This is a genomic window from Carboxylicivirga marina (assembly GCF_016612505.1).
Taxonomy (GTDB): domain Bacteria; phylum Bacteroidota; class Bacteroidia; order Bacteroidales; family Marinilabiliaceae; genus Carboxylicivirga; species Carboxylicivirga marina.
In genome coordinates, this window is sequence record NZ_JAENRR010000003.1 from 61324 (window position 1) to 80458 (window position 19135).

The window sequence follows — 19135 nt, forward strand, 5'->3', positions numbered from 1 at the left end:
GCACTTGTTAATTTGTCTTTTGGCATTCATTGTAATTAAGAAACCTATTATTATAATGGATGCCTATAGTAAAATAGAAACCTCAAAATTCAGTATAGAATTTTAAGAGAAAATATTTATTATCATTTCAAATCAGTTATTTATGAAAAAAAATGTCAAAGGATTGTGGAGTACTAAGATCACGATAATGATCTTCTTATCTCTATTCATGAGCACAGCTATATTTGCTCAGCAAATTCCTATTACAGGTAAGGTAATACAAGCCGACGGGGAAACTCTTCCGGGTGTTTCGGTATTGATTAAAGGGACATCTCAAGGTACAATTACCGACATCGATGGTGTTTATCGTTTAAATGCCCCTTCCGATGCGACTCTTGTGTTTTCTTTTATAGGTTTTACTCCTCAGGAGGTAGCTGTAAATAAGAGAAATACTATTAATATAATACTGGAAACCGATGTTGTAAATTTGAATGAAGTTGTTGCTGTAGGTTATGGTACGGTACACAAAAAAGACCTTACAGGCTCCGTAACTTCAGTAAAAGTTAATGAAACAGCTGCTCAACAAAACATTACTGTAGATCAATTACTACAAGGTAGGGCAGCAGGTGTTCAGGTTACACAAAATGCCGGGGCCCCTGGTTCGGGTGTCACAGTAAAAATTAGAGGAGCCAGCAGTTTAAGAGGTAATAACGAGCCTTTATATGTTGTAGATGGTGTTATTATTGCTTCTGCCGGTGAAGATACGCAAAACCCTGAGGGTGGAAATAGCCTGCAAGAGGTTCAAAATGGACTAAATGGTATTAACCCAAGGGATATTGAGAGTATGCAGGTTTTAAAAGATGCTTCAGCAACGGCTATTTATGGTTCCCGAGGGGCTAATGGTGTTATTATCATTACCACTAAGAAAGGACGTAAAGGAAAGATGGCTGTTACGGGTTTTGCAAACACATCCGTTTCAGCAATTGATAAAAAAATTGATGTCTTAAGTGCTATAGAGTATGCTCAATATAGAAATGAATCCAATAGCGTTCCTTTATACCATATAAGTGATGGTCAGGTATATCAGATTCTTAATAGTGACACGGATCCTGTAATAGCAGAGCAGGCACTAATTCAAAATCATTGGCAAGATGATATCTATAAGCAAGGTTTTTCAAAAAGCTTTGGTGGTTCTTTTAGTGGCGGTTCAGACACAGGCAACTTTTATGTTTCTGCAGGCTATAACGACCAGGGGGGTGTTGTTGAGAATTCAAGATTTCAATCAGGAAATTTAAGTATCAACCTCACTCAGAATTTATCTGACAAATTAAAATTAGACACAAGAGTTAGTGGCTTTTACGCCAACGGCAGTTTTGCTCAAGATGGAAGTAGATCTGGAGGTGGCGGAAGCTTCATAAATAATATTCTTCGATATAACCCCTTAACAGGTGGTGTTGGACAAGATTTTAGTGACGATCAGATACAAACTGCCTCACCGCTTTCTTGGATTAATGATTTTGAAGACCTTACAGAAGAAAGCCGTTTTAGAGGTGCCCTTAGTCTTACTTATAAGTTTAACATTAAAGGTTTAAGCTATAAATTGCAGGCAGGAGGCGATATTCGTGACAAAGAGCGCAGACGCTTTTATGGGCCCACAACAAGCACTGGTAGAACTTCCAATGGACAATTATCTATATCCAAATTAAACACCAAGTCTTACCAAATCAATAACTTACTAAATTATAATCGAACTTTTAACAAAAAGCACAGGCTAAATGCCGTAGCAGGTGTAACTTATGATGTTCGTGATGTTAGCAATACACTTTATCAAATTTCAGACTTCTCAACATTTTTGTTTGGAGCAGAAATACCTAATTATGGACAACTTGTAAACCGACCTTATACAGAGATTCCAAAAAAAACCCAATTACTGTCCTATTTATCTCGTTTTAATTATACTTTCGATAATAAATACATTTTTACGGGTACGTATAGAATTGATGGGTCTTCAAAATTCTCTAAAGAAAATAGGTACAGTGCCTTCCCATCATTTTCCTTTGCTTGGTTAAGTAGTAATGAAAACTTTTTAGAGAACTCAGAAATCCTAAATAACTTAAAATTAAGAGCTGGATGGGGTAAAACAGGAAACCAGGCCATTCAACCTTACCAAACATTTGCAAATTATAGCGACGTATTGTACGGTAAATCTGGAAATGGAACAGAAATTGGTTTTGCACCTGTAAACATCGGAAATTCAGACCTAATTTGGGAAACAACAACACAGATTAACTTAGGTGTGGATTTCGGTTTATTTAATGATAGGATATTAGGTAATGTAGATTTGTATTCTAAACAAACAGATGATTTATTACAATTAGAAAAACTTCCAACATCCACAGGGTTTAGCCAATTATTAATTAACAGAGGAAGTGTTGAAACAAAAGGTTTGGAGTTAACGCTTAGTGGTGTTTTGGTCGATAAGAACGATTTTAATGTAGAGATTGGTGGTAATATCGCTTTTAATAGAAATAAAATTTTAAACTTGGGCATTCCTGAATCTGGGGTTTATATTGATGGCTCGCTACAACAACGTTCATTTTATATAGGAGATGAAATATCTACAGGTAAGTATTTCGGTGTTCCTGCCAATATTTTCATTGAGGGCGAGCAAGTAGGTTTATTTTACGGATTTAAAACAGATGGGATTTACCAAACGGACGACGTTATTGAGGTAAGCGATGCAGTACCTGGTGATGTGAGAATTATAGATATCAATGAGGATGGTATAATAGATGCTTTCGACCGAACAGTTATTGGCAATCCAAACCCGGACTTCATATTTGGGGGTTATTTGAATATGAGTTATAAGAGACTAAGCTTAAATGTGCTCTTAAACGGTACTTATGGTAACGATATCATAAACGGAACCAATGTTAGTATTGATTATGCTCAAGGAATATTTAGTAATATAAGAAAAGATGCTTACTTCCAGGCCTGGAGACCAGATGCACCATCCAATACGTATCCGCGAATCGGATATTCATGGGAAGATCGTCCGGCAATTAGTGACAGACAAGTAGAAGACGGTAGTTTTTTAAGAATTAGTGAAATTACCCTGGGGTATGATATTCCTGTAGAAAAAACCAACATTTTCAGCAGAGCTAACATATTCATTTCCGGATCTAATCTGTTTACGTTTACCAACTATAGTGGTTTTAATCCTGAAATTACCAGCTTTTTAAACAATGGTAATATTATTGGCGTAGATTGGTTGGCTCCACCAAATGCCCGTTCAATTACCTTTGGACTGAACTTAAGTTTTTAATATAAAAAAGAATACACATGAAACGACCATGAAAAATCGGCATCCAAATTTCTGCACTTTAGGATGATTAGATTTTTCTTGAGAGTTCCATCTGACAAATAAAAATCAAATTATAAACAGATGAAAAAATATAAAATTTTACTGTTCGCAATATTAGGTCTAATTGTTACCAGTTGTGATCTGGACGAAGAACCTCCGTTTTTGGCCAACGAAAACGTTTATGCTACAGGTGAAGATGCCAGTAGGGCACTAACAGGCATTTACGCAAGCTTTGCAGATGGAAATTATTATGGATATAATTTTATTTTCTTATCAAGTTTAAATTCTGGTTTTGCAGTAACAAGAGGTCAAGGTAATAAAAATACCAGCGTTCCTAATGTTACACTTGCTTCCTTAAAACCAACAAGTGCCATTAGCGAACTTAATAATACCTGGAATGGTATTTACAGATCTATTGCGAGGGCAAATGATGCGATTCAATCGGCAATTGTTTCAGAAAACCCTACAACAGAAGACGATGAAGTCATCAACGATGTTGTGGGCCAGGCTTATTTTGTGAGAGCATTTAATTACTTTAATCTGGTGAGAATGTGGGGAGAGGTGCCATTAAGGCTTGTTCCTGCAACCAAAGAAGAAGTACATCTTGGGAAATCTTCAATTAAGGACATTTACGCTCAAATCGTTAGCGACACGAAAAAAGCCCAGGAATTAATGAATGGCGCTGTTGGTAAAGGTACCGTAAAACCGGAGGCAGCGGCTATGTTGCTGGCAAAAGTATATATGACATTAGCAACTGCTCCAGCAGAACACAAAGAGACAGGTTTAAATTATTGGCAAATGGCTTATGATGAAGCCATAAAAGTATATGGAAAATATGCTTTAGTGGGCGATTATGATGCTTTATTTCAAACAGCTACCAGTGACGACACGGAGGAATCAATCTTTGAAATTCAATCCTCTGAAATGGCCAGTATGAATCACGTCAAAGAGTTTACACCCTCACACAGATACATTATAACGCCTACTTGGGGAAAGCTTTATGTCAATGCCGAGGTTTATGATTTACACGCCAATACCTATCCGGGCGATCCCAGACTAGCGTCAACATATATTGGTAATTTTATTAACCAAGTCAACGGGAGTGAATCAAAGCGCTATCCTGATGTCACTTGGCGATCTAATTTTAACAATGCATTTCCATACGTACTTAAATTAGGAGAAAAAGACCAAAACATTACTACCACTTATACCAATAAGAACTTTATAGTTTATAGGTATTCTGATTTGCTATTAATGTTGGCTGAAATTTCTAATGAATTACAAAATGGAGAACAACTGGGCTATGTTACCAAAGTATTGAGCAGGGTTGGATTAACGCCCCATGCAGACTATTCCGGCGATCAGGAATCCTTTAGAAATGCCATTATGAAAGAATACCAATTCGAATTGGCTTTTGAAGGGCACGAATGGTTCAACAACCGTCGTAGAGGGTATGAATATTTCTTAAATAATGTAATCATTCCGCACAATACAGCGCCTACATTTAAAGACGCTGTTGATGTCACTTTAGATACTAATGAAGAAAATGTTATGTACTTGCCCATCCCTCTTATTGAAATTGATGGAAATGAGCTTGTCGATTAATTACGTAAAATGAGTTACTTAACGCGAGCTTATTAATCGCAACACTTTATCAATAGAATCCCGGCTAATTATTGTCGGGATTTTTTTATTCTGTTTTAAAAGGTGTATTATCTATCGTTTGTTTGCACCAAGTGGATGAATCAATAAAATTAACGGACAATTATTGAATATTTTAAGCTTAATACATAATACTTTAGTTAAAAATTTAAAGTTATGAATAAAATAAAAGTTTGCCTGTTCTTTATACTACTGGCCCTGCATTTTCAAATCTCGGCCCAGCAAAACGAAGTTAAAAATATACTGTTTGTTATCGTTGACGATTTACGTGTACAAGCCGGTGTTTTTGGTCAGGACCAAATGATTACACCAAACCTGGATAAGTTAGGGCAGGAGGGAGTGATATTTAACCGTGCCTATTGTCAGGTACCAACATGTGGGGCTTCAAGAGCCAGTTTTATGTCAGGTTTGTACCCCACACGAGAACGGTTTGTCAATTATAAGGCAAGTCACGATGTGGATGCACCCGAAGTAACCAGCTTACCTATGTGGTTTAAAGAGAATGGCTACACAACTATATCACTGGGGAAAGTATTTCATGATCCCAATGATGATGTGAATGCCTGGAGTCAAAAGCCATTTAGGGCAAAAACGGATAGAGGTTGGAATAAATGTTATTATTCACAAGAAAACAAAGATCTCATTAAGCAGGGTAAAAAGGGTTTAGCTTACGATAAGGCAGATTTTCCTGATGATGCATATATTGACGGTAAGGTGGCTAAAAAAGCGATTGAAACCCTACAGGAATTATCCAAATCAGAAAAACCTTTTTTCCTGGCAATGGGTTTTCAAAAACCACATTTACCTTTTAGTGCACCTGCAAAGTATTGGGATATGTACCAACGCGAAGATATAAAGCTTGCGGATAACCCTTTTCCTCCCATCGGAGCACCAGCAGAAGCCATTTTTAAAATCAGCGGAAGAACAGATATTTTTAATTCTACCGAGATAAGAAATTTTTCCGGAATTCCTAAAATAGGAGCTATGGATGACAGTACAGCAACGACATTGCTGCACGGATATTATGCTTGTGTGTCCTATATCGATAAACTGTTGGGTGATGTGCTGAGTGAACTGGAACGCCTCGATTTACACAAAAACACTGCTGTTGTTCTTATAGGCGATCATGGCTGGCACCTTGGTGAACACCAGCAATGGGGCAAACATTCCCTTTACGACCGTGTACTAAAAGCACCTTTAATTGTAAAAGTACCTGGAAAGGCAGCAAATGTAAAAACAAATGCACTGGCTGAGTATGTAGATTTGTACCCAACTTTTTGTGATTTGGCAGGGCTAGAGTTACCGGAGCACCTCCATGGTAAAAGCTTTGTTCCCGTATTGGATGACCCGTCAAAAAAGCATAAAGAACAAGTTTTTGCAAGGTTTGCCCATGGTGAGACAATTATCACAGATAGGTTTCTGTACACTGAATATGTAAATAAGTATAAAGGAACATTAAAATCAAAAATGTTAGTTGACCTAAAGAAGGATCCAAAAGAAAATGAAAATGCCTTTTGGAAATATGAGGGTACAGAAATACTTAATGAATTGAAATCAAAACTAAGTAAATATCAAGATTTGAACAATAAATAGGGATTTTATTAACTGGAAAAGATAAAATAGAGAATAGTCATGCGAAATAAAGCGTTAACAACAAACAAGGAGTCGCTTATCAGGTAAAATTAATGTCTGTTAAGAAATAATAATTGTCCTTTAATTAAAAAGTGTGGCTCACCAATCTTAATCATTGATTTCGCTTAAAAATATATAGGCAGTATATCAATTGATTAGGAGTAGTACTTGAAAATATTTTTCGGGAAGAATATAGTATTGTATACATTTACCCATGCTATGGGTAAATAGTCATTTACTCATAATATTATATTTAATAGAATTAATAAGGTTAGCTATCTATCTAGCTAACCTTGTGTGCTTTAAAGATACTTAAATTTAACGTAATCCACTAATTTTTAGTGAGTAAATGTGCCCAAGAGTTTAGTGTCGGCAAACAAGTATGTTTCCAGATTGGTAAAGTCATCAATAGTCATTTCCCAAATCTTGAAGAGCGGATTTTAGCATTAACTGATCCGCGAATGCGAAAAGAGTATAAGCTATCAGAATTAATCTTAGGTGGGATTATGATGTCCGTTTTTAATTCTGGCTCTCGCAATGCTTTTGATCAGGATCGTAAGGATCCGCTTTTTAGTGAGAATTATACTCGTGTATTTAAACTTAAACTGCCGAGTTGCGATGCCATAGATGATGTCATGCGGGCCATTTCAACCAATGAATTGGAGCAGCTGAAGTGTCAGGTTCTGCATAGCTTGTTGGCTAAGAGGGTACTACACAAGTTTCGCTTTCAAAACCAATACTTTATGATTTCAGTAGATGCAACCGGCATTGCGTCTTACAGCTCAGATTATTGTGGGGAATGCACCAGTAAAACTTCAAAAAATGGGAATACAACATACTTTCATCATGTACTGGAGGCCAAGTTGGTTACGACTAATGATATGGCCTTTTCAATTGGAACTGAATGGATACGCAATAGCGAACAAGGAGAATATGACAAACAAGACTGTGAATTAAACGCCTTTAAGCGGTTGGCCGCAAAACTAAAGAAAGAGTTTCCTCGCCTGCCCATCCTTATTCTTGTTGATGCTTTGTATGCCAACGAACCTTTCTTCAAGATTTGTATCGAGCATGGTTGGGAATTTATCGTCACTTTTAAAGATGGTAACCTACCTTCTGTTCATCAGGAGATTGACCTGCTGCCACCATCAGCACGCAAACATGCCGAACGCCTAATTCCTGGGGCAAACAAAAGCTTCAAAAAGCAGAACTATACTTACATCGATAATATCGACTACAAAGGCATTGCCCTTTCATACGTTAAATGTGAAGAACAGATTCAATCTCCAAATGCAGAAGATAAAATAAAAACGTTTACACATCTGAGTAGCATAAAGGCATGTGCTAAAAACTATGAACGCATATCCTGCTCAGGGCGTTTGCGTTGGGTTATTGAAAACTCTTTTGATTACCTAAAAAACCACGGCTACAATATGAAGCACAAGTACTCAAGGGTGTCTTTTACGGCATTGCGCAATTATTATCAATGCATGATGATTGCGCACATGATCAATCAATTTGTTGAAAAGAGCAAAGACCTCCAGCCTGCATTAAAGAAAGACAGCAAAATGACCATCAAGTATCTCTGGAAAAGGTTGTGTACCTTCTTTTTAGAGGTGGATATTGATAGTGTTGAATATGACCATTTTGTCAGAAAGCGAAATCAAATAAGACTGGCATAGCCCGGTATGGGGAAATCCTGCTCCTAAAATCAGGTTCAACCAGCATAATAAATAAGAAGCCTATAAAGCAATGACTCACTATTCAAAAAAATATAAAGCAGCAGAAGTGCTGTTAATGGGTTATCTATGTCCTTAACGAATGGAAGATTCGAAATATATGAACCAAAGCATACTCACCGAATTAATGATCGCAATAGTGAACTGCGCTTTTTAACTTGAAATACCTTTTCTTATTCAAATAATGAATCGACAAATTGAAAAAATACAGCAATGAAATTTTTAAATAGTTTTCTAATTATTGGGATGGCTGTGTTTTTTGCATGCCAACCAGCTAAACAAAAGAAGTCTGAAGAGCCCCTAAAACCTAATATAGTGGTTATTTATCTCGATGACCTTGGCTATAGTGATTTAAGCAGCTATGGTGCTACAGAAATACAAACCCCTAATATTGATGCCCTAGCTAATGGAGGTATAAAGTTTACAAATGGTTATGCCTCATCAGCTACATGTACACCAAGTCGTTATGCATTACTGACAGGAGTTTACCCATGGAAAAACAAACAGGCTAAAATACTGCCGGGCACAGCACCATTAATTATTGACACTGCTCAGGTTACTCTGCCAAAAATGTTAAAGTCGAATGGTTATCAAACAGCATTAGTTGGTAAGTGGCATCTGGGTTTAGGAACAGGAAATGTTAATTGGAACAGGCATGTATCACCTGGTCCCAATGAGGTGGGATTTGATTATGCATATTACCTGGCAGCAACTCAGGTCGTGTACCTACAGTTTATTTAAAGAATGGCATGGTTGAAGGGCTTGATACGAATGATCCGATTGAAATAAATTATAAGAATAATTTTGAAGGTCAACCAACTGGTAATGATAACCCTGAATTATGTGAAATGATGTGGCACCATGGTCATAATGCAACCATTGTGAACGGAGTTCCACGTATTGGATATATGAAAGGTGGCGAAGCTGCTCGTTGGAGCGACATAGATATGGCAGATCATTTTCTATCCAAAGCACAGGACTATGTGAAGTCACATAAAGATGAGCCATTTTTCTTGTATTATGCCATGCAACAACCACATGTGCCACGTACCCCTCATCCCCGTTTTGAAGGTAAATCGGGCATGGGCCCCCGTGGTGATGTCATTATTGAAGCAGATTGGTGTGTCGGTGAGTTTATAAAAACATTAGAGCAAGAAGGTATTCTTGAAAATACCTTGATTATCTTTTCAAGTGATAACGGACCTGTATTGAATGATGGCTATTATGATGATGCGGTGGAGAAAATAGGAAAGCATACTCCGGCTGGTCCCTTACGCGGTGGTAAGTACAGCTTGTTCGAGGCAGGTACGCGTGTGCCATTCATTACCTATTGGAAAGGTACTATTCAGCCTGGTGTGTCTGATGCTTTGGTTTGTCAAATTGACCTGTTGGCATCTATTACAAAATTAGTTGGAGCTAAAGAGACAAATACTGACAGTGAAGAATTATTAGATGTAATGATTGGCGAAAGCCATAAAGGAAGGGAATCCTTGGTGATCGAAGCAAATACTAAGATGGCTATTATGATGATGCGGTGGAGAAAATAGGAAATCATACTCCGGCTGGTTTCTTACGCGGTGGTAAGTACAGCTTGTTCGAGGCAGGTACCCGTGTGCCATTCATTACCTATTGGAAAGGTACTATTCAGCCTGGTGTGTCTGATGCTTTGGTTTGTCAGATTGACCTGTTGGCATCTATTGCAAAATTAGTTGGAGCTAAAGAGACAAATACTGACAGTGAAGAATTATTGGATGTAATGATTGGCGAAAGCCATAAAGGAAGGGAATCCTTGGTGATCGAAGCAAATACTAAAACAGCTTTACGCAAAGGTGAATGGTTGATGATTCCGCCTTATGATGGACCCGCAAAGAATAAATGGGTAAATATTGAATTAGGAAATAGTAATCACTATCAACTTTATAACTTAGCTAAGGATATTGGCCAGCAAATTAACCTGGCTGAAAATGAACCAGTAAAACTCAAAGAAATGATTGAGTCTTATAAGCTTTTGAGAGGTGATCTAAATTTAAAAACTCAGGAACTGGAATTAAAGTAATAACATATAATAAAAAATGGTAAAGGAGGCTGTTTTGGAATGAAACAGCCTTCTTGTATTTCAGGGCTTTGGTGGTGTTTTTCATTAATGTGGTTAAGTTTTTTATTGCCATGGTTGATCAAATAAATGCGAAATAATATTCGTATTGAATTTTTCCTTAACGTTAAAACAAATTATTAATATTTACACTTTTTACAACTTCTCATATAGCTGTTTTAATGCACGAATTAGCGACTCATGATAAGAAAAAACGTTGTAAATACCGTTTGTTTTTTCTAAACTTGGCAAAGTTAGAAAGCGGTACTCTCTCTCGTACCATAGTTTAATAGTTAGCCTTATATTTACTGGGTAGTAATCTTTAAGTAATTAATTTGCCGCAAAAGGACTCCCGGTTAAAAATAAACCAGGAGTTTTTAATTTGGGTTATTGATACGTTTTCTAATACTTCAACACCAAGGCAAGAAGCAAAGCCCTTTCAATTAAACTATGACGGATTATTCTTTCGTTATCCGATGGCAAATACTCTCCAACAGGGCCTAAGCCATCTATGATGGGCATGTCTTTATTGATGTGGCATATATCTGCCGAACTCCACCGGTGCTCTTCACTTATACGCACATCAATTTTCTTTGCCAAATCACAAATGCTGTCATAAAATTGCTTAGACTTAGTTGAAACAGCCATTGCAGGCCTTTTTAAACCTCCTTCAATTTTAACCTGAAATATTTTACTGCGCTTTTGAGCGGCTAATATTTTCTTTATCTTCTTCTCAATTTCATCAAGTTTTTCCGGACTATTATATCGAATACTAATCCCGGCCGAGCCATAAGCTGTCATCTTAAAAATATTACTCGTAAACTCAATGTTATAAGGTGCAATAATATTGTTGCTATCATTATGCGAAATGTCAGTAATTGATGCCAGTGTTTTATTAAAATTCATGGCGGTAGCTGACACATTTTCGGGGTTATCTTTCTTAATTAATTTTGTTTCAATACGGTACAAGGCTGATCCTGAACGAGACAAAATCATCCCACCGCTTTTTGAAGAGCCACTTAATGAGATAACTGCTTTAGCTTTTTCAGTCTTCTGTTGAATAATTGCTTTGGAATACCTTCCGTCAATCGAAGAATCGGTTATCAGGAGGATGCCTATTTTAAGTTTTCTAAGATTTCTTGAAAACTTTAGTGCTTGTAATGCAGATATAAAAATGGCAATTCCTCCTTTGTTTTCCCAAATCCCTGTTCCTTCAAGGTATTGTTCTTGCTCATTATAGTTTTCGTGTTTTGCCAGCTTAATACGGTTATCCAATGGTTGAATGATTAGATAATCAACATCCTGATTGAATGAATTGGAGAAATATAGAATATTACCCACCTCAAGCTGGGGATGAACTTCCTGTGTAAATCCCATCTGACTCAATTCAGAACTTATTATTCCAGAACAATAATTTACCCCTTCCACATTCCTAACATAGGTATCGGTATCTACCAACTGTTTTAGAAGTTTCTCAGTGCGTTGTTGTCTGGTTTTGATAAACGTGCGCATACGCGCTGTTGGATTACTTTTAGCAACTGGTTTTGAAGCTTCTGCCTGAGGCAAGGTATTTGTAAAATAACGCACCGAGGCTACATCGAGCATTTTATTGACCAAAGCTTCAAAGTTATACCCGGCAACCTTTGCAGCCGTGGGATACGAACCCGTCTCACCAAGGCTTGCCATAGAGTTTATTTCCAACAAGTAGATATTGTCGTCTTCATCCAGCCGAATGTCAACACGTGCAAAATCTCTTAGGTTTAATGCCTTAAAAGCTTCAATGCTGATCTTTTGCATTTTTGCTGACAATTCCTCAGAGATGTGTGCCGGACAAACTTTCCTCTTGGGTTTACCCTGCTTATCGTCAACTGTTTGAATGGCATCAGGATCTCCTTCCAAATCGATTTCTAGCACTGGAAAGGATTCAACAGGGGAGTTACCAATCAAACCCACACAAAATTCCTTGCCTCTAATAAACTGCTCCACCAATGCCTGCTGACCAAATTCGGCAACAATAAAATGAACCGCTTCTCTTAAATCCTCCTGGTTATAAACCACTTTTAATCCAAAGGATACACTCTCCATTTTGGGTTTTACAATGACCGGAAACTTCACTGATGACATATCTTCATCATGGCTGTTGAAGACCCAGAAATCAGGGGTTGGTAAACCGTTGTTCTTCCATATAATTTTAGTCAGAACTTTGTCTAATGCGAGTGCATGGCCCGATGGCGAAGAACCAACATAAGGTAATCCGAGCATTTCGAGCATACTTGGTATATGGGTATAACGCGATTCACCCTGAATACCATATGCCATATTAAAAATCATACCCATCTGTTCCCCTTCGTTCACTCTGGGCATAAAATTTTCCAGACGTTCAATAATTTGCTTATTACCGTCGAGTACAGCCACATTATGGCCGGCTTTTTCAAGACTGTCCGCTACTTTTTTAACAGTTTGTTCATTGTAGAACTCCTTATTTTGCATACCAAAGGTATTAATTACACCGCTGATATCTTTGTTGTAAATTAAAGCAACTTTCATTTATTAATTTTATTATACTAATTGAATTTAAGTAAATGACATCAATATCCTGTACAATGGGTGTAAATGGTTTTTAATGCCAGAGATTAACTATTTATATTATATAATCTTACAAATTTTCAGGAAGTTTTTCACCATTAGTACTCCATCGGCTCCTGATACTTCGGGGTGTGACTGAAATCCGTAAATTGGTTTTTCTTTGTGTTTTATGATTTCAGAAAAACATGTATCTGATGTGGCGAGGCTTTCAAAAGTAGCAGGTAGTTCGGCAACATAATAAGCATGACGCTTCACTAATGCTACTTCAGTTTTATTCAAGTTTTCAAAAATGGGATCATCAGGTTTTGTAATGGTTATCATTTCCTTTTTACCGCTGTATTCAGAGAGCTTTTTTATACGCCCCTTGTAACTTACTGCTATAATTTCATGCCCCAGGCAAAAACCTAGCACAGGCACATTAAAATTCATTAGCGCAACAAAATTGGAAGTGAGATTTAGAGGTTCATACGGGTTGCCCTTACCTCCTGATAAGATGATTCCTTTTATCTCCGTTTTGGCAGATAATGTAATCGGCTGATTATGGTCGAAAAACACATAATCAAAATCCTGCTCTGAAAGAAACTGACGTTTAAATTTCTTTATAAAAGCACTCTGGTTATCAATGACTAACAACATCTCTCAAAATACTTACAACAGCTAGTAAAACAATAAAAATAATGTGTCTAAGATACGCCAAAAAAGAATGAGAAATTAAGCCTGTTAATGAAATATTATATAAATAGATTATTTTTCCATTTCCTACTGATCACGTTGTGGCTGTTAATTATTAATTTATAATCGCAATTTGCAATAAACATTGAAACAAGAAGTAAATAGGACTCTATGTTCAGAATGTTTTAATGGCTAATAATTTGCTGGATGAGGGGAGTGCTTGTAATTCGCTATTATTAATAGTCTCACAAAAAGCCTATTTATGAGCTTGATTTATTTAAAAGTTTAATCCTTCTCATTAGGATATTGAGTCGCAACTTTGAGTTTCTATAATAACTTCCATAACTTTATAAAAAGCAACGATTAATAGCTGGTATATACCCATTTTATGGAAGCAATGATGCCATCAGTCCGTTTAGCACGTCAAATGAGGCGTAAAGTTTACCGTTGGTTGTTAAAAACCAGAGCCTGGAAGTATAGAACGTTTCTTTGGTATTTGCGGATTTTCAAATATGTTTCTTTTAGTCCAACCAGGGGGGCTTTTTTGGAGTCCTATTACACATTAATGCGTTTCATTGATGATATTGTTGATGGTGATGCTCCTTTGCCTGCAAAATATAAGAGTGTAGAAGATTATATTATTGAGAAAATTGCTTTCTCAAAGTCATTGGAAAATCCGGTTGATGAAGTGGATTACCTGATGTTGTATTGTTTTGAGTTGGGTAAGAAGTTTAACCAGGATTTTGTGTCAGAAACGGATGATATTTTATCGAGTCTGTTGTTTGACGCAAAAAGAAGAGGTAAATACTTGATTTTCCCGGAAAAGGAATTGATGTGGCATTTTCATATATTGGATGTACGCGGCACAATAAAAGCAACACTAAAGCTTTTTAATGAAGCTTCCGCGAAGTATGAACTCTTATCACCGCTGGGTATTGCTACCCGAATTCATTATGACTTACAGGATTTTGAAACTGATTTTGAAGCAGGGTATATTAATATTACCCAAGAAGATTGTAACCGCTTTGGTATTGATTTAGATATCATTAAAGATCCTTCTCATCCTGCTATAAAAAAATGGTTTGTACACCAAGCTAATAAAGGAATGCAACTTATTGAGGAACATCACAAAAACCTTAAAAAAGCTCACTTTTCATTGCTTACCCGTTGTACGCTTCCGGTAGTTTATGAGTGGCCGGCGAGGAAATACTTCAAAAAGACTCTTCTAATAACATAGAAATTAATCACTTAGCTTAAAGCTTGCTATGACAGAATCAAAAGCCAATATTATTCAGACTCAGAAACCTGCCTTTACGGTTTCCAAGTGGTTTTTCGATAGTGTAACCAAAGAGGGCTTTTGTATCATAGCTTATGCGGCTATTCTAAAATGGAGAGGTATTTGTGTTCCATATAGTAGTTTACTGTTTTCTAAACCTGGAAAAGATAATAATGTCAATTCATCATTTAAAAAAGTTGAGTGGCCGATCTGCAATGAAGGTAAGATAAAATGGCATAGTAAGGCAGTAGGCGCTAATGGAGAGTGGACTCAACAGGGCAGCATGTTTAAAAAACAATTATTTAATTCAGAAGAAGGTGGTTTGGACTGGTGTTGTTACCAGAGTTTTTCTGATGTTAAGGTGGAACTTCATAATGGCAAAAAGTATAGTGGTAAAGGATATGTTGAACATTTAAAATTAACAGTTGAGCCATGGAAAATTAACTTAAGTCAGTTACGATGGGGGCATTTTTTCTCAGGTTCTGTAAATATGGTTTGGGTTGATTTCCGGGGAGTTGAACCTAAGCGATGGTTATGGTATAACGGCGAACAGGTTGAGGTATCTGTATTGAATGATAAAGTGATTGTAATACCTGATTTGCAGCTGACATTACATTTGGTGCCTGATAGAGTGCTTGAACAAGGCCATAAAATTGCCTATGTTGTTAAGAAGCTACTGCGTTTACTTCCGGGTTTTAATAAGATTGTACCCGAAGTATTTCTAATGGCCAAGGAAACCAAATGGTTAAGTAAAGGACAACTTTATCGCAATGGGTTAATGCATGATAAAGGTTGGAGTATACATGAGTTAGTTGATTTTAAAGGTAGCTAGGATGATGATTCTTAAAGGGCAAAATATCAGGAAAGCTTTTGGTCATAGAACTGTTCTTAAGGGCATTGATATTGCTATAGACGCAGGATGTGTAAAAGGTGTGGTTGGCGAGAATGGCTCCGGTAAATCAACATTGGTAAAAATCCTCGTTGGTTTTGTAAAGGCTGATGCCGGACAGTTACGAGTAAAAGGAAAAATTGGTTATTGTCCACAGGAACCGCTTGTGTTCAGCAGGCTATCGGTAGCAGAGAATTTTAAGTATTATGCAAGCGCATATGATTTACAAGCTTATGATAAGGAGCAATCGCGGTATTACAAGTACCTGATGGAATTCTTCCGTTTTGGACAATATAAAAACGATAAGGTACTTCACTTAAGCGGAGGAACAGTTCAAAAGCTCAACCTGGCAATAGCTTTAATGCATCGGCCCGATCTACTGATTCTGGATGAACCTTATAATGGTTTTGATTTGGAAACTTATCAGGCTTTCCTGGAATTTATAGATGTTTATAGGAAGCAGGGAGGAAGTGTACTTTTAGTTACCCACCTGCTTACAGATAACTCTTATTTCGATGAAGTATATAAATTGAATAATGGTGTTTTAGAATGAGTATCTCTCGATTACATACAAGTACTATACTAATTAGCCGGATGGTTATCAGAAGGCGAATGGTACCGATTCTGATGTTTGTAATTCCCAGTGTGTTTTTCCTCGTAGTATATTTAACAACATCAGAAAGAGTAGTGCCTTTTGAAGTTGCCTCTTTAATACCGCAACGGTTTATAGAAGTATCTGAACGATTTAGCTCTTTGGTATTTTTTAGCGTCGCCTCGGTCGGCTTTTTGTCTTCTTATATCGGATTAGTTCTTATTCAGGATTCCATTGACGTTAATAAGCGTCTGATAATATGTGGTTACCATCCGTCGGAATTATTAATGAGTAACCTAATAGTATTGTTACTAATAATTGTATTCGTTGCCGTTTATACGGCTTTGGCAATTTTATTGTTTTTCAGGCCCGAACAGTTTGTACTGTTTTGCTTTGCTTTAGTTTTATCCGGATTGGTTTATGGTTTTTATGGGCTGTTAGTGGGTAGCATCGTCAAAGGTGAATTGGAAGGGATTCTGTTTATCGTTCTGCTCGCCAATATAGATGCGGGCTGGCTTCAAAATCCTCTGTTTTATTCCGAAGCTCTGAATAAGGACCTAATAAAGTATCTTCCGGCATATTATCCATCGCAAATGGCTATTGTAGCAGCATTTGAAAGTTTAAGTGTAAGTAAGGTGTTGATTGGATCTGTTGGTTATTCTGCTGTCTTTGCTGGTTTGGCAAATGTTATTTATTACTTGAAAATGAGAAAGGTATAGGTGTATTGTGAATGCATTAACAAAAGGATTGTTAAAGGTAATTTATTGTGTGTTTTTCACTGTAGTTTTTCCAGTGCTTCTGTATCTGTGGAGTATTAAGCTCGATACTATGTTACAGTGGCCGTTTGTTCAATCTTCCTTATGGGGGTGGTCTGTATTAATTACCGGCTTTATCCTTATGGTATGGGCTATGTTGTCCATAATGTATTTTGGCAGGGGGCTTCCCTTAAATGCATTTCCGCCCGAGAAGTATGTAACGCAAGGTCCATATTGCTTTCTGAAACACCCTATATATGTTGGATTTGGACTTATCCTCATTGGAGTATTTGTAATCATCGGCTCGCCCGGCGGACTTTGGCTGATTACCCCAATTGTTATGCTGAGTATGATAGCCCTTGTATGGGGGCATGAGAATATTCAACTGAGAAAAAGGTTTGCAGAGAGTGCCCAACCTGTATTTTTTTCTTTGCCTTCAGATACAGAAGATAAACCCAAATGGAATCATCGTTTGAATGCTGTATTTGTTCCTTTATGTTTTTGGGTAATTGTGAATGCGGTTATCCTTGTATTTTTCAATCATGTTACCAATGAATCCAAAGGAAATGTGAATCAAGTGGATTTACAGACAATTTCATATCTCAACTTTCTGATATTACTGCTTATAGCAGGCGTAGCTTTTCTACCACTCAAAAAAAAGGAACTGCGCGATTTTGCAATTTCAGGTTTAGGTATTAGCGCACTCGTAATGTATGTTGCTTTAATATGGCCTGAATATACCGTTCTGTATTATTTTAAATCAGAAGTGATTGCGAGTGTAGTTACAGGAAGAGTACTACCACTAACTAATTTGTGGGTATTTCATGGGGCATGGATGTTATTGATTGGCCGTGCTTACTCAAAAGCATTACCGCGATGGCATTTATTCACCTACCTGATTTCAATTATACTAGTAGTTATAATGGCATTGTTAACGAACCATCCATATTTGAGTACATTTAATTATATAGTTGTTTTTGTAATTGTCATTAAGCGACAGCTGGTTTGGGAATGGTTGAGGAAAACTGCTGAAACAATAGCCAACTCGTGGAAAGAGTGGGTATTTGGTTCCGTGAGAATTATTAATCATGGCATATATGTGGGTTTTGCAGCATTCTTAGGGGTCGTTTTTTCCGGATTACTGGTAGGCGTACGTTATGCATGGGCCATCGTTATCTTTGGATTGGTTGTTATTGTTTTTTCGGCTTTATGGGCTCAGTTTATTGAAGGTTCGGAGAAATTGAAGCGCCCTTTTGGCTATTACGGAGCCTTGGTAGGTATTGTTTTTGCCACCTTTTCAGTGTATTTAACGGGATATGATATTTGGGTGATTATTGGTGTTATTTCTGTTTTTATGCCTTGGGTTCAAGCTATTGGTCGATTACGTTGTTTGATTAACGGTTGTTGTCATGGTAGTAAAAATGAAGTTAAGGGTTTAGGCATTAAATATTTTCATCCCCGCTCCAGAGTATGTGGCTTATCGCATTTAAAAGGCGAATCACTTCATCCTACACCTTTGTATGCTATTATATGGCTCTTCTTTATTGGTTTTATACTGTTATCATTGTGGTGGAATAATACCTCATATGCCTTAATTTTTGGTCTTTACCTGATTTTAACGGGGATTGGTCGATTTGTCGAAGAAGCCTATCGCGGAGAAGTACAAACACCAATACTGTATAGCTTAAGACTCTATCAATGGACCGCCATATTATCAATTGTTATAGGTGTTATAATGACCTTGCTGCCTGTAAAATCACTCTATGTCCAGCCAGTCTGGGGGTGGGATATTGTTTGGGCAGCTTGTGTATTAGGCTTTTTTACATTTTTTGCCATGGGTGTTGATTTTCCAAAGTCCAATAAGCGCTTTTCACGCCTGGTATAGGTTAAAAAACTA

Annotated in this window: 14 protein-coding genes; 12 read left to right on the forward strand and 2 right to left on the reverse strand. The window is 37.1% G+C overall.

What is annotated here, in order from left to right; genetic code table 11:
* Positions 1-142: 142 nt before the first annotated feature.
* The 7 genes from JIV24_RS02040 to JIV24_RS02070 all read left to right on the forward strand — a co-directional run bounded on the left by JIV24_RS02040 (position 143) and on the right by JIV24_RS02070 (position 10432).
* The gene (locus tag JIV24_RS02040) at positions 143-3304 is read left to right on the forward strand and encodes a SusC/RagA family TonB-linked outer membrane protein (protein WP_200463336.1); all 3162 of its coding nucleotides are present in this window, start codon (positions 143-145) and stop codon (positions 3302-3304) included.
* Between the two features lie 120 nt (positions 3305-3424).
* A complete protein-coding gene (locus JIV24_RS02045; RefSeq protein WP_200463337.1) occupies positions 3425-4948 on the forward strand; it encodes a RagB/SusD family nutrient uptake outer membrane protein in 1524 nt (507 codons plus the stop codon).
* A gap of 213 nt (positions 4949-5161) precedes the next feature.
* Complete coding sequence (locus JIV24_RS02050; RefSeq protein ID WP_200463338.1) at positions 5162-6598, forward strand: sulfatase; 1437 nt, start codon at positions 5162-5164, stop codon at positions 6596-6598.
* A 380-nt stretch (positions 6599-6978) separates the two neighbouring features.
* Positions 6979-8319: a transposase gene (locus JIV24_RS22725; RefSeq protein ID WP_200463339.1), complete on the forward strand. Its 1341-nt coding sequence runs from the start codon at positions 6979-6981 to the stop codon at positions 8317-8319.
* Positions 8320-8589: 270 nt separating this feature from the next.
* A complete protein-coding gene (locus JIV24_RS02060) occupies positions 8590-9117 on the forward strand; it encodes a sulfatase-like hydrolase/transferase (protein WP_200463340.1) in 528 nt (175 codons plus the stop codon).
* Between the two features lie 8 nt (positions 9118-9125).
* The gene (locus JIV24_RS02065) at positions 9126-9923 is read left to right on the forward strand and encodes a sulfatase-like hydrolase/transferase (RefSeq protein ID WP_200463341.1); all 798 of its coding nucleotides are present in this window, start codon (positions 9126-9128) and stop codon (positions 9921-9923) included.
* Positions 9911-10432 (forward strand): sulfatase-like hydrolase/transferase, encoded by a 522-nt coding sequence (locus JIV24_RS02070; protein ID WP_200463342.1) that lies wholly within the window; start codon positions 9911-9913, stop codon positions 10430-10432. Before JIV24_RS02065 ends, JIV24_RS02070 begins: the two co-directional genes overlap by 13 nt.
* 438 nt (positions 10433-10870) lie before the next feature.
* Here JIV24_RS02070 and JIV24_RS02075 read toward each other — a convergent pair whose 3' ends face one another.
* Positions 10871-13015, reverse strand: a complete 2145-nt coding sequence (locus JIV24_RS02075; protein ID WP_200463343.1) for an ATP-grasp domain-containing protein — start codon at positions 13013-13015, stop codon at positions 10871-10873.
* Positions 13016-13114: 99 nt separating this feature from the next.
* Positions 13115-13690, reverse strand: coding sequence for a glutamine amidotransferase-related protein (locus tag JIV24_RS02080; RefSeq protein ID WP_200463344.1), 576 nt, complete (start codon positions 13688-13690; stop codon positions 13115-13117).
* Positions 13691-14114: 424 nt separating this feature from the next.
* Between JIV24_RS02080 and JIV24_RS02085 the strand changes: the two genes are divergently transcribed.
* From JIV24_RS02085 to JIV24_RS02105, 5 genes are all read left to right on the forward strand, one after another.
* Positions 14115-14963 (forward strand): hypothetical protein, encoded by an 849-nt coding sequence (locus JIV24_RS02085; protein WP_200463345.1) that lies wholly within the window; start codon positions 14115-14117, stop codon positions 14961-14963.
* 28 nt (positions 14964-14991) lie between these two features.
* On the forward strand, positions 14992-15834 hold the full coding sequence (locus JIV24_RS02090) for a hypothetical protein (protein ID WP_200463346.1): 843 nt from the start codon (positions 14992-14994) through the stop codon (positions 15832-15834).
* Between the two features lies 1 nt (position 15835).
* Positions 15836-16444, forward strand: coding sequence for an ABC transporter ATP-binding protein (locus tag JIV24_RS02095; protein WP_200463347.1), 609 nt, complete (start codon positions 15836-15838; stop codon positions 16442-16444).
* A gap of 59 nt (positions 16445-16503) precedes the next feature.
* A complete protein-coding gene (locus JIV24_RS02100; RefSeq protein ID WP_200463348.1) occupies positions 16504-17202 on the forward strand; it encodes a hypothetical protein in 699 nt (232 codons plus the stop codon).
* A gap of 109 nt (positions 17203-17311) precedes the next feature.
* Positions 17312-19123 carry a prolipoprotein diacylglyceryl transferase family protein gene (locus JIV24_RS02105; RefSeq protein WP_200463349.1) on the forward strand — a complete coding sequence of 604 codons (1812 nt, stop codon included), beginning with the start codon at positions 17312-17314 and terminating at the stop codon, positions 19121-19123.
* The last annotated feature ends 12 nt before the right edge of the window (positions 19124-19135 follow it).